General features: G+C 63.2%; 13 protein-coding genes. 7 read left to right on the top strand and 6 right to left on the bottom strand.

The window, feature by feature from the left end:
• Positions 1-4 precede the first annotated feature (4 nt).
• Entirely contained in the window at positions 5-1,192 is a 1,188-nt protein-coding gene (locus ABIE52_RS14765) for a nitric oxide synthase oxygenase (RefSeq protein ID WP_082845667.1), read from the bottom strand.
• A 235-nt stretch (positions 1,193-1,427) separates the two neighbouring features.
• Here ABIE52_RS14765 and ABIE52_RS14760 point away from each other — a divergent pair, with 235 nt between their 5' ends.
• Positions 1,428-2,588 carry a globin domain-containing protein gene (locus ABIE52_RS14760; RefSeq protein WP_003944359.1) on the top strand — a complete coding sequence of 387 codons (1,161 nt, stop codon included), beginning with the start codon at positions 1,428-1,430 and terminating at the stop codon, positions 2,586-2,588.
• Between the two features lie 3 nt (positions 2,589-2,591).
• Here the strand turns inward: ABIE52_RS14760 and ABIE52_RS14755 are convergent, their stop codons facing one another.
• Both ABIE52_RS14755 and ABIE52_RS14750 read right to left on the bottom strand, forming a co-directional pair.
• Entirely contained in the window at positions 2,592-3,338 is a 747-nt protein-coding gene (locus ABIE52_RS14755; RefSeq protein ID WP_192712067.1) for an FAD-binding oxidoreductase, read from the bottom strand.
• A 16-nt stretch (positions 3,339-3,354) separates the two neighbouring features.
• Entirely contained in the window at positions 3,355-4,551 is a 1,197-nt protein-coding gene (locus tag ABIE52_RS14750) for an FAD-binding oxidoreductase (protein WP_042453449.1), read from the bottom strand.
• 182 nt (positions 4,552-4,733) lie between these two features.
• On the opposite strand from ABIE52_RS14750, the gene clpB reads away from it, so the two are divergent.
• The 5 genes from clpB to pyrE all read left to right on the top strand — a co-directional run bounded on the left by clpB (position 4,734) and on the right by pyrE (position 10,845).
• Positions 4,734-7,286: an ATP-dependent chaperone ClpB gene (gene clpB, locus ABIE52_RS14745; protein WP_007726750.1), complete on the top strand. Its 2,553-nt coding sequence runs from the start codon at positions 4,734-4,736 to the stop codon at positions 7,284-7,286.
• A 158-nt stretch (positions 7,287-7,444) separates the two neighbouring features.
• Positions 7,445-8,416, top strand: a complete 972-nt coding sequence (locus ABIE52_RS14740) for a hypothetical protein (protein ID WP_192712068.1) — start codon at positions 7,445-7,447, stop codon at positions 8,414-8,416.
• 86 nt (positions 8,417-8,502) lie between these two features.
• Positions 8,503-9,390, top strand: coding sequence for a TtfA family protein (locus ABIE52_RS14735; RefSeq protein ID WP_003944407.1), 888 nt, complete (start codon positions 8,503-8,505; stop codon positions 9,388-9,390).
• Positions 9,391-9,436: 46 nt separating this feature from the next.
• On the top strand, positions 9,437-10,237 hold the full coding sequence (locus tag ABIE52_RS14730) for an SDR family NAD(P)-dependent oxidoreductase (RefSeq protein WP_037131478.1): 801 nt from the start codon (positions 9,437-9,439) through the stop codon (positions 10,235-10,237).
• Between the two features lie 74 nt (positions 10,238-10,311).
• Complete coding sequence (pyrE, locus tag ABIE52_RS14725; RefSeq protein WP_003944385.1) at positions 10,312-10,845, top strand: orotate phosphoribosyltransferase; 534 nt, start codon at positions 10,312-10,314, stop codon at positions 10,843-10,845.
• A 51-nt stretch (positions 10,846-10,896) separates the two neighbouring features.
• Here pyrE and ABIE52_RS14720 read toward each other — a convergent pair whose 3' ends face one another.
• Genes ABIE52_RS14720 through ABIE52_RS14710 form a run of 3 tightly spaced genes read right to left on the bottom strand, consistent with a single transcriptional unit; the run spans position 10,897 to position 13,217 of the window.
• Positions 10,897-12,153, bottom strand: a complete 1,257-nt coding sequence (locus tag ABIE52_RS14720; RefSeq protein ID WP_003944384.1) for an MFS transporter — start codon at positions 12,151-12,153, stop codon at positions 10,897-10,899.
• 23 nt (positions 12,154-12,176) lie between these two features.
• Complete coding sequence (locus ABIE52_RS14715) at positions 12,177-12,620, bottom strand: MarR family winged helix-turn-helix transcriptional regulator (RefSeq protein WP_003944339.1); 444 nt, start codon at positions 12,618-12,620, stop codon at positions 12,177-12,179.
• A 33-nt stretch (positions 12,621-12,653) separates the two neighbouring features.
• Positions 12,654-13,217 carry a TetR/AcrR family transcriptional regulator gene (locus ABIE52_RS14710; protein WP_007726755.1) on the bottom strand — a complete coding sequence of 188 codons (564 nt, stop codon included), beginning with the start codon at positions 13,215-13,217 and terminating at the stop codon, positions 12,654-12,656.
• A gap of 63 nt (positions 13,218-13,280) precedes the next feature.
• On the opposite strand from ABIE52_RS14710, the gene ABIE52_RS14705 reads away from it, so the two are divergent.
• On the top strand, positions 13,281-13,961 hold the full coding sequence (locus tag ABIE52_RS14705; protein ID WP_003944312.1) for a lysophospholipid acyltransferase family protein: 681 nt from the start codon (positions 13,281-13,283) through the stop codon (positions 13,959-13,961).
• Positions 13,962-13,971 lie beyond the last annotated feature (10 nt).

Genomic DNA, 13,971 nt, shown 5'->3' with positions numbered 1-13,971 from the left:
GCGATCAGTTGTGGAAGGGGCACCGGCCTTGGTCGGTGCCCTTCTTCTTTTTTGTCACGAAATTGGGCCGGATGTCGAGATCGGGCTCGTCGTACAGGCGGTGGAACGTCGGCGTGAGCGAGCTGGACATGGGCGGGTTCACCCATGACCAGTCGGTCGGGCACTTGCGCCCGGCCTTGTCCTCACGCGCGATGTGATCGATGAATTGCTTTGCGACAGTGTGATGGTCGACCATGATGACGCCGGCCTTGCGGTAGCTGTGGATAACTGCACGGTTCAGTTCGACCAGTGCGCGGTCCTTCCAGAGCGTGCGGTCGTGGCTCATGTCGAGCTCCATCATCGCTCCGATGGTGGGCAACATGTTGTAGCGATCGGTGTCGCTGAAGTTGCGTGCGCCTACCTCGGTGCTGACGTACCAACCACTGAACGGCGTGCAGGGATAAACGATTCCGCCGATGTCGAGGTTCATGTCCGAGACCGCAGGGACGGCATGCCATTTAAGCCCCAGATCAGCGAACCAGCTGTATTCGGGATGCTCGATCTCGACCTCGAGAATCAGGTCGGTCGGGACGTCGAAGTACTGCAGGGGTTCGTCGGGAACCGAAATCAGTACGGGGAGAACGTCGAACGGCGTACCGGCGCCCTTCCACCCCATCGCGGTGACCTGAGCAGTCAGATCGACGTGCCACGGGTCGCCCAGAATGGTGCCGTCAGGCTGCCGGTAGCCGGCGTAGCGGATCAGTTGCGGGCTGAGGATTCGGTACTCCTGACCGTCCTCGCGGGGGAGTGGTCCGACCGTCACGACCGACTGCAGAGCGCCGCCGTTGGTCGACAGTCGCAGGTGCTCCCAGCATGCTTCGGCGAGAGCGGAAGCCGTGACGGCATCGCGCGCGTCGATGAGTTTGAGGGTCCGCCAATGCGCGCGACCGACGCACCTGGCGTGGTTTCGCCACGCGAGTTTGGCGCCGACGAGCAATTCCTCCGCTGTGTGCGTGTAGGTGCCGGTCCGATGGAGTTCACGCAAGGCCTCACGCCGCCGAGACGTCGGGAGGTGGCCCAGTTCCGGAGAGTCGAAAAATTCGACGCACTCGAGTTCCCGACGTTGAAGCTCGGTCAGCGTCGGGGTAGTGGAGGCGATCTGGGACGTAAGCCCGCTATCGGTGGGCAATTCGTCCTGTCGAACAAAATCCACGGCACGACTCCTGTTTGGCTGGTTGAGATTTCGCTGAACGTTAGCTCGGCGATCGAGAGTGTCGAAGCTCTTGTTTATCTTGCACGCAAGAATAAGAAAGGGACGGTCACACCGCGAAATGGGGTCGCATTGTGACACTTGTCCAGAATGATTTACGAGTCAGACATTTGTGACATAAGCTGCAGACGAAATTCCGCGGCGGGTCTTGCCGCGTCTAGTCGGGACGAGGATGAGCGTGGATTCGCAAGCAATCTCTCTGGTCCGGTCGAGCTTCAAATCCGTCGCTGCGGTAGAAGATGGTCCGGAACGGCTCGCCCGTACCTTCTATTCGATCCTGTTCGCTCGATCGCCCGAAACCCGGGAGTTCTTTCCGGCAGCGATGGATGTGCAGCGTGACCGGCTTGTCAGCGCTATCGCTCACGTCGTCGAACGCCTCGACGAGTCCGACGCGATACTCGAGTACCTCGCACAGCTCGGCCGCGATCACCGTAAGTACGGCGTCACCGACGAGCACTACACGGCAGTCGGCAATGCCTTGATCGAAGCACTCGAGACCTTCGGTGGCGCCGAAATGTGGACCGACGAGGTCGACAGCGCGTGGCGTAACGCGCTCGCGATCATCTCGGCGGCGATGATGGATGCCGCCAACGCGGAAGACGGTCCGCCCGCGTGGAGTGCCACGGTCATCGAATGCCGCCCGGTCATCAAGGGCGTCGCCGTCGTGCGGCTGCAACTCGACCAGACGATGGAGTACCGCGCCGGTCAATACGTCAGCGTGCAGGTCGCCGCGAGGCCACGGATGTGGCGCTACCTCTCTCCGGCCACGCCGTACGACGGGACCGGAATCCTCGAGTTCCACATCCGCCAGGTCACCGGCGGGTGGGTCAGCCCGGTCATGGTGAACCAGACCGCTGTCGGTGACACCTGGGTGGTCGGTTCGCCCATCGGCGCCTTGGGGATTCCGGAGAACTCCAAGGACCTTTTGATGATCGCGTCGGGAACAGGTGTCGCGCCTCTTCGCGCTCAGATCCTCGAACTGATCCGACGCGGCAACACTCGCAAGGTCCAACTGTTCTACTCCGGACAGCATCCGTGCGATCTCTACGACCTTCCGCATCTGTGGAAGCTGGCCGAGAAGTACCCGTGGCTCACGATCATCCCGGTCTCCGAAGAAGACGAGAATCCGTGGTGGCACACCGAAGCGGAGCCACTGCCGCCGATCGGCATGAAGCGGCGCATCGTCGGCAAGGTCGGTAAGGTCGTGACCTCGTTCGGGGACTGGGCGGGCTACGACATTCAGGTCGTCGGCAGCGAATCCATGGTCAACAGCACCAAATTCAGGCTTCGCGCAGTGGGCATCGACGTCGATACCGTTCGCAACGACCCGACGTACTGACCGTCAGTACGGATCGAACTGAATGACCTCGGCCGGCGTTCCGGCCTCGATCAATCGATCACGCGTCGACCGAACCATGGCCGCCGATCCGCACACCAGGACCTGATGTTCGGTGAATGCACCGTACGACGCGACGACGTCGGCGAGCGTGCCTTCGATGAGATGATCGTCGCCGAATCCGATGTCGACGTTCAACCGGTCGAACCATCCGTCGGGCGGGCCGCCGTCGGAGAGATCTTCGACGACAGGAATGGGCTGCAACCACGGAAACTGGTCGGCGAGCAGCCACAGCATGTCCGCAGCATAGAGATCACGAAGCGTTCGGCCACCGAAGAAGAGGTACACCTGCGGCGGGTTCGGGGTCTGAGCCAGATCGAGAATGATCGACCGGAGTGGGGCCAAACCGGTTCCGCCCGCGACCATGATGACGGTGGGGCCGTTCTCGTCGACGGACAGGTTGCCGCGCGGGTCGAGGATCTGCCAGACGTCACCAGGCTGGGTGTCCTTGACTATCGAACCGCTGACCCAACCACCGGGAACCGTCTTGACGTGAAACTCCAACTTCCCGTCGTGTGAGGGAGGCAGTGCGGGGGGGAGTCGACGGAGCAACCGCGAATTCTGCGGGACGCTGACGTCGACGTACTGGCCGGGTCGGAACGGGACGACGTCGCCGACAAGACGAACAACCGCCAGATCCTCACGGAGACGGTGATGTTCGACGACTGTGCTCGACCAGGTTCGCTGGGCCATGAAAGTACTCCTGTAGTCAGTAGAGCGGGTCGTGCCGGATCTGGTCGAGCGGAGTTCCGCCGGCACGCAAGGCGTAGACGGTTGTCTTGATCATCGACGGTGACCCCGAGATCTGCACCTGGCGGTCGGCCCACGAGCCGAACTGCGCGACCACTTTTCCGATCGGTCCGATCAGCCGGCTGTGCATTCCGAACGGTGGTTCGAGCACCGGTCCGTTGTGCCACCAAGGGTTTTCGGGTTCTTCGGAAACCGGTACGACGGTCAACCACGGGTTGCTGAGCGAGATGTGCCAGAGGGTTTCGAGGTCGTAGAGATCGCACGGATAGCGGCCGCCGACGAACAGGTGCACGCGCGGGTTGTGCGCGCGTTGAGACATTTCCATCACCTGTGCCCGCAGTGGAGCGATACCGGTGCCGGACCCGATCATGAGAACGTCACGGTCGCTGGTGAAGTCGACCTCGAGACCGCCGAGGGGAGTGGACATGACCCAGCGGTCACCGACGTTGGTTTCGCTGACGATCGCGGGGCTGACCCATCCTCCCGACACCTTGCGGATGTGGAACTCGAGCTGACCGAAAGGGTTGGTCGGAATCGCCGGTGAGTAGTACCGCCACATTTTCGGGCGCTGGGGAATCTGAACACCTACGTATTGCCCCGCCCCGTACGGAATGGGTGGGTCGGCTTCGAGGCGAACAATCGCCAGATCGTCGAGGACTCGTTCGTGACTGACCACGGTTGCGCCCCAGAGCGCCGGGGTCGTATCGGATTCGGCGCCGTCGGCCATCGTGCCGACGACGAGGTCGGTGAACTGAGACCAGGCCTCGTCCAGATCCGGCGTCCACTTGTAGCGGCTGTGCGCGCTCGTGCCGTACATCGACCGAACCGCACGCTTCAGAGCGACGCCGGCGGCCTCGTAGTGCTCACGCTCGACGCCGTAGCGACGGTGGTCGCGGCCGAGTTGGGTGAGGAACTTCCGGATTCGGCGATGCTGGGGCAGATTCTTCACGACGAACTCGATGGCTCTGAAGAAACGGTGGCCCTGCGATTCCATCCCGGCCGGGAACAATGAGCGGTACAGAGGATGTTCCGCAAAGAGGCCGGTGTAGAACACTGCCGAGAAGTGCGCACGGCTCTCTTCGTCGTCGGTCAGAGAATCGAGGCTGGATTGCAGACGGGCGATCACTGTCGGATCCAATCCATCCCCCTTTCGCACCAGCTGCAACTCTCGCCACAATTCTAGTACGGCTGAAAATGTGACCTACGAAACCAACTCGGCCTGGCGAAAACAAACTTGAGCGGAATAGACTCAAGTTTGTCCGCGTTGAGCATATTGACACAGTCGCAATACCAACCGGTCGCGGCTCTTCCCGTTCGACTTCGCCAGAAAGGTGACAAGTGGACTCGTTCACACCAACAACCAAGACCCAGGCTGCGATGACGGCTGCACTGCAGTCGGCGTCGTCGGCGGGTAACCCCGATATCCGGCCTGCCCATCTGCTGGTCGCATTGCTCGACCAGACCGACGGCATCGCTGCCCCACTACTCAAAGCTGTAGGCGTCGACCCCACGGTCGTACACCGTGAAGCACAGGCAATCGTCGATCGCCTACCCAAGACAACCGGCGCAAGCTCCACCCCGCAACTCGGGCGTGAGGCACTCGCGGCACTCACTGCTGCTCAGCACCTCGCCACCGAGATGGACGACGAATACGTCTCCACCGAGCACGTCCTCTACGGACTGGCCGGCGGCGACTCCGACGTCGCACAGTTGCTCGTACGGCACGGCGCCACCCAGGACGCATTGCGTGAAGCCTTCACCACCGTCCGCGGTAGCGCTCGCGTCACCAGCCCGGAGCCCGAAGGCACCTACCAAGCGCTGGAAAAGTACTCCACCGACCTCACCGAAGCTGCACGTAGCGGCAAGCTCGACCCGGTGATCGGTCGCGACACCGAGATTCGCCGTGTCGTGCAGGTGCTCTCGCGTCGTACCAAGAACAACCCGGTACTCATCGGTGAGCCCGGCGTTGGCAAGACCGCGATCGTGGAGGGCCTTGCCCAACGCATCGTCGCGGGTGACGTCCCGGAATCGCTGCGAGGCAAGACCGTCGTGTCCCTGGATCTCGGGTCCATGGTCGCCGGTGCCAAGTTCCGCGGTGAATTCGAAGAACGCCTCAAGGCTGTCCTCGACGACATCAAGAACAGTGCCGGACAGGTCATCACCTTCATCGACGAGTTGCACACCATCGTCGGCGCCGGAGCCACCGGTGAATCCGCGATGGACGCAGGCAACATGATCAAGCCGATGCTCGCCCGTGGTGAGCTACGGCTGGTCGGTGCGACCACACTCGAGGAGTACCGCAAGTACATCGAGAAGGACGCAGCACTCGAGCGTCGTTTCCAGCAGGTGCTCGTCGGTGAGCCCTCGGTCGAGGACACCATCGGTATCCTGCGCGGCCTCAAGGAGCGCTACGAGGTGCACCACGGCGTGCGCATCACCGACTCCGCGTTGGTGGCGGCTGCCGCGCTGTCGGACCGCTACATCACGTCGCGGTTCCTGCCGGACAAGGCCATCGACCTCGTGGATGAAGCCGCATCGCGACTTCGTATGGAGATCGACTCGCGTCCCGTCGAGATCGACGAGGTGGAACGCACGGTTCGCCGACTCGAAATCGAAGAAGTGGCACTCGAGAAGGAAACCGACGACGCGTCCAAGGCTCGGCTCGAGAAGCTGCGTCAGGAACTCGCGGACGACCGCGAAAAGCTCAATCAGCTCAGCACCCGCTGGCAGAACGAAAAGCAGGCCATCGACTCGGTGCGCGTGCTGAAGGAACAGCTCGAAACCCTGCGAGGAGAGTCCGAACGCGCTGAGCGTGACGGCGATCTGGGCAAGGCAGCCGAGTTGCGCTACGGCCGTATCCCGGCGCTCGAGAAGGAACTGGAAGAGGCAGCAGCCGCTTCCGGAGCTGCCTCCGACGGTGACGTGATGCTCAAGGAAGAGGTCGGGCCCGACGACGTCGCAGACGTGGTCGCAGCCTGGACCGGAATCCCCGCCGGCCGGATGATGGAAGGCGAAACCGAGAAGCTACTCCGCATGGAGTCCGAACTCGGCAAGCGCGTCGTCGGCCAGACCGACGCCGTCGTCGCCGTCTCGGATGCGGTTCGCCGCGCCCGAGCAGGTGTCGCCGACCCCAATCGGCCCACCGGTTCCTTCCTGTTCCTCGGCCCGACCGGCGTCGGTAAGACGGAGCTCGCCAAAGCCTTGGCGGACTTCCTCTTCGACGACGAGCGCGCGATGATCCGCATCGACATGAGCGAATACGGTGAGAAGCACTCGGTGGCCCGACTCGTCGGTGCTCCTCCGGGATACGTCGGCTACGAAGCCGGTGGCCAGCTCACCGAAGCAGTTCGACGACGCCCGTACTCCGTGGTCCTCTTCGACGAGGTCGAGAAGGCACACCCCGACGTGTTCGACGTCCTGCTTGCAGTGCTCGACGAAGGCCGACTGACCGACGGTCAAGGCCGCACGGTGGACTTCCGCAACACCATCTTGATCCTGACCTCCAACCTGGGATCCGGTGGTACGCGGGAGCAGGTCATGGATGCGGTACGCCACGCGTTCAAGCCGGAGTTCATCAACCGTCTCGACGACGTGGTCATCTTCGACTCGCTCTCCGAGGAGCAGTTGGAGCACATCGTGGACATCCAGCTCGAGCAGTTGCAGAAGCGTCTGGCTGCGCGTCGTCTCACCCTCGAGGTGAACGGTGCGGCTCGGATGTGGCTCGCAGTGCGCGGCTACGACCCGCTGTACGGCGCTCGGCCATTGCGTCGACTCGTTCAGCAGTCGATCGGCGACCAGCTCGCCAAGCTGCTCCTGGCCGGCAAGGTCCAGGACGGCGACACCGTGCACGTCGGTGTCAGCGAGGACGCGGATCAGTTGGTTCTCTCCTGATTCGGTAGGCGGAATGCCCCGTCGATCCACTTGGATCGGCGGGGCATTCGCATTTTGTTCTACCCTGGATGGCTGGATGCTCGAACCGGGGACGAGTGCACCCGCGCCTCTCCGAACGACTTCGACGCTCTTTCGTCCCAACCGAAGGTGAGCCAGGCATGACCGATGAGAACGATCCGCGTAACTCGGGTGGGCCGCGCCGTGAGGATCCCGAGGCCACCGAGGTGTGGGGGCGTACGCCCGACCAGCCGACGGAGCAGTACGGGACGGTGTCCGGCCAGAATCCGAACCAGCCGACGGAGTATTTCGGTCAGCCGCCGGGGGCACAGCAGTATCCGGGGGCACAGCAGTATCCCTACGGCGGACCGGATCAGAACACGGAGTACTTGGGGCAGCAGGGGCAGCAGCCGAATCCCACTCAGGCGTTCCCTGCCTACAACCCGCAGTTCGATCCGCAGGCGCCGCCGCCTGGTGCGACGCAGGCCTATCCGCCGTACACCGCTCAGCAGTACGGGAACCCGGATCAGTACGGGAACACGCAGCAGTACGGAAATACACAGCAGTATCCGGTTGCCGGTGGTGGCGGTGGAGTTCCGCCGGAACAGCCGTTCATCGACGATGGATCGTCGGGCGGCGGTAAGAAGCGCAAGCTCGCGACGTGGGTGGCCGCCGGTGTGGTCGGGATCCTGGTCGCCGTGATCGCGATCATCGCGTTCTCGGCGTTCGGCTCGAACGACAAGGGCACCCAGACCGCTTTCGTTCCCCCGACCACCACGACGCAGGCGCCCACCACGACACCGCCGAAGGCCAGCACCACGGCGCCGACTCCGACGACGGATTCTCCGCTCAGCCAGCTTCCAGGCGGGCTCGGCGAAGTCATCGGTGACGCCGGGGGAGCCGTCGGCACCGTGAAGTCGAACGACGGCGGCACGTTGGTCATCGATTCGATCGGGGGTTCGCAGGTGACGATTCTGACCACCGCGGACACCACGCTCATCGCGCTCAACCGCGCCACCATCGCCGATCTGCAACCGGGAGACAACATCGTCGTGGACGGAACGCCGGTGGAGAACGGCACGATGACCGCCAACACGATTCTGAGTACGTCGCTGCCGAAGTTCGGCAACTGAGTCGTTCACGACACATCGGGCGAGTCCACCAGGGTGTCGCGGGAGGTTGAGGCCGCGAGTCGCTACCCTGGAGGGTGATGACTGGAATGTGGTTCGGACTGGCAGCAATTGCACTCGCAGGCGCGGGTGCGCTTCTGTACGTCGACAGGACGAGGCGAGATCAATCCGGGCGAGTGCGTCAGATCTGGGCCAAGGCGCAGGGTTACACGTACACGGCCACTGACGATCAGCTGGCAGGCGAATGGCACCGCGCGGTCATGGCCAAGCAGGACTACCTCACTGCTACCGACGTCGTCCGCGGCCGCCGTCGCGGAGAGCAGTTCGTGCTGTTCGACCTGGAGGAGACCGCAACCATCGTGGCTGTTCGCCGCGAGATCGGGTCGGACGTCGACATCGATCTTCGGTTGAAGTCGACGGCTCCGCCCAAGGACGGCGACCTGAACCTGTTGGGTGCGATCGGTTCACGAGTCGTCTTCGCGACCGATCTCGAGATCGCACGTCGTGTCTGTGATCAGCGCATGGTGGCGTTCACCGAATCGGTTCCGCCGTCGATCAGCATGCTGTGGAGCGAAGGGCAGTGGACGCTCGGTTCGCTTCCGGTGACCAGTAACGGCCGGGACTGGGACGCGGCAATCGAGTCGGTTGCGCGCCTGTCCGGCATTCTGCATGTCCTGCCTCCCGTCACCGATCCCAACGAACTCGAGGTCGATCACGATCCGAGCCGCCCGCGGCCGGGCGCCGAGAAGTCTCGCCCAACTCCGGATCCGGTAGAACAGCCCCGTTCGCGTCAAGAGCAGCCGCCCCGTGACGCTCCGCCGCGTGAATTTGCCCCGCGTGAGTCCGCACCGCGTGAGCCCGCACCGCGGGAATCTGCGCCACGTCCGGATCAATCGCTGCGCAAGCCCGAGGCGGCTGACAAGCCGGCTCAGCGCCCGGCGTCGCAGCGCTCGGGCACAATTCGCCCGGTCGACTGACCTTTAAGGTTCCCGTCCAGGCGTGATAACCACTAGCGTGGCCGGTATGTCGACTTCCCACTCGGATCGCCCTGTGCGTCCCGTTGCCCTGGTGACCGGACCCACCTCTGGTCTCGGCGCCGGTTTCGCCAAGAAATACGCCTCCCTCGGATACGACCTGGTTCTCGTCGCACGTGACGAGGTCAGATTGCACGACCTCGCGTCCGAGTTGAAGACGATGTTCGGCACCGAGTCGGAGATTCTGGTTGCCGATCTCGCATCGGAGGCCGGACGCGACACGGTCGCGCTTCGTTTGGAGAAGGGCGTCGAGGTGTTGGTGAACAACGCCGGATTCGGTACCTCCGGCGAGTTCTGGACCGCCGATCCGGCGCTCCTTCAGTCTCAACTCGACGTCAACGTCACCGCCGTGATGCGGCTGACCCGTGCGGCGCTGCCCAGCATGATCGCGTCGGCGCACGGAACGATTGTCAACGTGGCGAGCGTCGCGGGCCTGCTGTCCGGGCGGGGTTCGACGTATTCGGCAAGCAAGGCCTATGTCATCTCGTTCACCGAAGGGCTGTCCGGCGGGTTGGCCGGGACGGGAGTGCGCGTGCAGGCGCTGTGCCCGGGCTTCATTCGCACCGAGTTCCACGAGCGCGCGGGCATCGAGATGTCCACGATCCCCAAGCCGATGTGGCTGAGCGTCGACCAGGTGGTTGCGGCGTCGATGAAGGATCTCGGTGATGACAAGGTCATCAGTATTCCGGGATTCCAGTACAAGGTCCTCACGACGGCCGGGCGTCTCGTTCCCAAGGGGCTGGTTCGCCGGCTGACCAACATCGTCGGACGTGGCCGCGGGCGGACGTAGCCCAGAGGCGGAAGCCGGACGTAGCCCAGAGGCAGAAGCCGAACACAAGGCAGTGGTCGGTAGGCTGAGCACTCATGAGCGATCGTGAGGATTTGGCTGCGCTGGTGCGCGAATTGGCTGTTGTACACGGAAAGGTGACGTTGTCCTCGGGCAAGGAAGCCGATTACTACGTCGACCTTCGCCGCGCGACACTTCACCACAAGGCAGCGCCGCTGATCGGCTCGCTGCTGCGTGAACTGGTCGCGGACTGGGATTTCGACGCCGTCGGCGGTTTGACGATGGGCGCCGATCCGGTCGCTATGGCAGTGATGCACGCTCCCGGCCGACCGATCGATGCGTTTGTCGTCCGCAAGGCCGCGAAGGCCCACGGGATGCAGCGCCAGATCGAGGGCCCGGACATCGTCGGCAAGCGTGTCCTGGTTGTCGAGGACACGACCACGACGGGCAATTCGCCGTTGACAGCAGTGAAGGCCCTGCGCGAGGCAGGGGCCACCGTGGTCGGAGTCGCTACGGTCGTCGATCGCGCGACGGGTGCGGATGCGGTGATCGGTGCCGAGGGCGTCGAGTACCGCTCGCTGCTGGGCCTGGAAGATCTGAACCTGAGCTGACGCCCCGTGAGTGGTTAAGGAGTCCCTGCGCTCCTCAACCACTCACAGGGGTCAGTCGCCTACGGTGACGGCGAGTGCTTCGTCGACGCTGTGCGGCGCGGGATCGTGGTCGTCGACGTGAGCGAGAACCTTACGTCCGCTCGACAGGACGAATACGGCGGCGAGGGTGAGCACCGCGCCGACCCAGAACGGCATGTGGACGTTGGATTCGCCGAGCTTGCCGGCTACCCACGGAGCAGCGGCGCCGCCGACGAATCGAACGAAGCTGTAAGCAGCCGAGGCGGTCGACCGCTCCACGGGAGCTGAGATCATGACGGTTTCGGTGATGAGTGTGTTGTTCACGCCGAGGAACAAACCGGCGAGGACGACACCGACGATCAAGACGATCTTGTTCTCGGTGAAGAGCGCCATCATGCCCAGGTCGAGTGCGAACAGGGTCAGTGCCAGCATCATCATCGGCAGGGTGCCGAAGCGTCGTTGCAGGCGAGGGGCGAGGAAAACCGACGAGATCGCCAGCATCAGGCCCCAACCGAAGAAGATGAATCCGATCGGGTACGCCCCCATGTCGAGGGGGAACGGCGTGTACGCGAGCAGCGTGAAGAATCCGTAGTTGTAGAGCAGCGCGGTGATGGCAACGGTGAGTAGCCCGCGGTGCCGCAACGCCTGGAAGGGCGCAGCGATGGACGTGTGGTGTTCGGGCTTGGGTGCGCTCGGAAGCATCACCACGATGAGAATGAAGGCGACCGCCATCAGGGCTGCGACGCCGAAGAACGGTGCGCGCCAGCTGATGTCACCGAGAACTCCGCCGACCAGCGGTCCGACTGCGATACCGATGCCCAATGCAGCCTCGTACAGGATGATCGCCCGTGCCACGCCGCCGCTGGCCGCGCCGACGATTGCCGCGAGCGCCGTTGCGATGAACAGTGCATTGCCGAGTCCCCAGCCCGCACGGAATCCGACGATCTGGCCGATGGTGCTGGAAGCGCCTGCCAGAGAAGCGAACACGATGATGATGGCAAGGCCTGCAAGAAGTGTTTTCTTGGCGCCGATGCGGCTGGACACCACACCGGTGATGAGCATGGCCACGCCGGTGACGAGCATGTAGCTGGTGAACAGCAGCGAAACCTGCGACGGTGTGGCGTCGAGTTGTTCGCCGATCGGTTTGAGGATCGGATCGACCAATCCGATGCCCATGAAGGCGATGACGCTGGCAAAGGCTACCGCCCACACCGCTTTCGGTTGTTTCAGGAGGCTCGGCGGAGCCTCGTTCTGGTGCGTTGATGTCGCGGTCGTGTTGCTCACGGCCACCTCCTTTTTCAGTGGTGGGTGTTTCAGCTGGGATCGGAAGTCTTGATGATGGACCGCAATTCGGCCAATCCGTCGGCCAGTTTCTTGATCTGCTCGGGCCCGAGTTCGACGAAGTGGGGGACTAGAGCGTCGGCGATCTCGTTTCGACCGTCGTTCAAGATCTTTCGGCCCTTGTCCGTCATGGCCACTCGAACTGCCCGGGCGTCCTCGGGGTCGGCGCGGCGTTCGACGTAACCGTTCTCGCCGAGTTTGCGCAGTAGTGCAGTGGCAGAGGGCTGCGAGCTTCTGTCGAGTCGAGCGAAGTCGCTGATCCGCATTTCGCCGTATTCCTCGAGTAACGAGAGTGCGCGCAGCCAGGCGCGTGGGTACTGATCGGACGCGAAGGAGCCTGCCAGCTTCGCGAAGCGGTGCGTATTGCTCACGAGGTCGACGAGTAGTTCGTGCAGTTGCTGTTCTTCGTCTGTCACGAAGAATATTATTGCATAGGTTAACTATGTAAATCAACGAGTCCGTGGAAGGTGGTCCGTCACGGCGGTGGCTACCAGCGACGGCACATCGAGGTCGGGTGCGACGAGTGCGAGGCTTCGATTTGCCGCCAGCACTGCGATGCCGTGGGTTCCGGTCCAGATGTTCAACGCAGATGTGGTGGGATCGGAGGCGTCGGCCTCTTCGGTCAGGGATTGCAGGGCGGCGAAGAGTGGGAGAGAAGACTCTCGGAGGTTGCTGCCTGCGCCCTCGAGGAGGTCGTGGCGAAACATCAACTCGAACATCGCCGGTCGCTCCTGGGCGAATGACACGTATTCGATTGCTGCCGAGATCAATCGGCTACGAGCGGATTGTTTGCCGGCGAGGACGGGATCGAGTCTGTCGGCGAGATCGCGCAGGCCGTGTGAGGCAATTGCGGCTAGCAGGCTGTTGTGGGTCGGAAAGTATCTCCGCGGGGCGCCGTGCGACACGCCCGCCCGACGCGCTATCTCCCGTAGCGTCAGTTCTGTGGCGCCGTCGGCATCGAGAATCTCGACGCCGGTGGCGACGAGTGTTTCGCGAAGGCTGCTGACAGTCATGGAAGACAGTGTCTACTATTCTCGTCGTAGACACTGTCTACTAGACGGAAAAGGTGATGCCCTGTGCTCTATTGGCTGTTCAAATACGTCCTGATCGGCCCGGTCCTCTGGCTGTTCGGGCGGCCGACGATCGAGGGTCAGCACCACATCCCCAAGAAAGGGCCGGTGATTCTCGCCGGCAACCATCGGGCAGTCGTCGACTCGTTCTTCCTGGTTCTCATGGTGCGCCGACGCATCACCTTCGTCGCGAAGAGTGAATATTTCACCGGGACCGGTGTGAAGGGCGCGATGCAGCGCTGGTTCTTCGGTGGGGCCGGTCAGGTGCCGATCGACCGTAGCGGCGCCGACGCCTCCCGTGCGGCGTTGGACACGGCCATCGGGATTCTCGACAAGGGTGGTGTCTGGGGGATCTACCCCGAGGGAACACGATCACCCGACGGTTGCCTGTACAAGGGAAAGACCGGAGCGATTCGAGTTGCATTGGAAACCGGGGCGCCGGTCATTCCCGTCGTCGTACACGGCGGCGACGCAGTCAACCCGCCGGGTACGCGGATGTGGCGCTTCAGCAAGGTCCGGATCACGGTAGGGGAGCCGATCGACTTCTCTCGGTACCGCGAACTTCGTGGCTACCAGGCCGTCGTGCGTGCGGCGACGGACGAATTGATGGCAGTGCTCTGTGACCAGTCGGGGCAGGAATACGTCGATGTCTACGGCGCGGACGTCAAATCCGGCGATGCCGCCTGAGTGACCCAGT

It is taken from the genome of Rhodococcus sp. OAS809 (genome assembly GCF_040546695.1).
Lineage (GTDB): Bacteria > Actinomycetota > Actinomycetes > Mycobacteriales > Mycobacteriaceae > Rhodococcus_F > Rhodococcus_F qingshengii.
The sequence above is the reverse complement of the archived record's forward strand: the minus strand, read 5'-3'. Positions and strand labels throughout refer to the sequence as shown.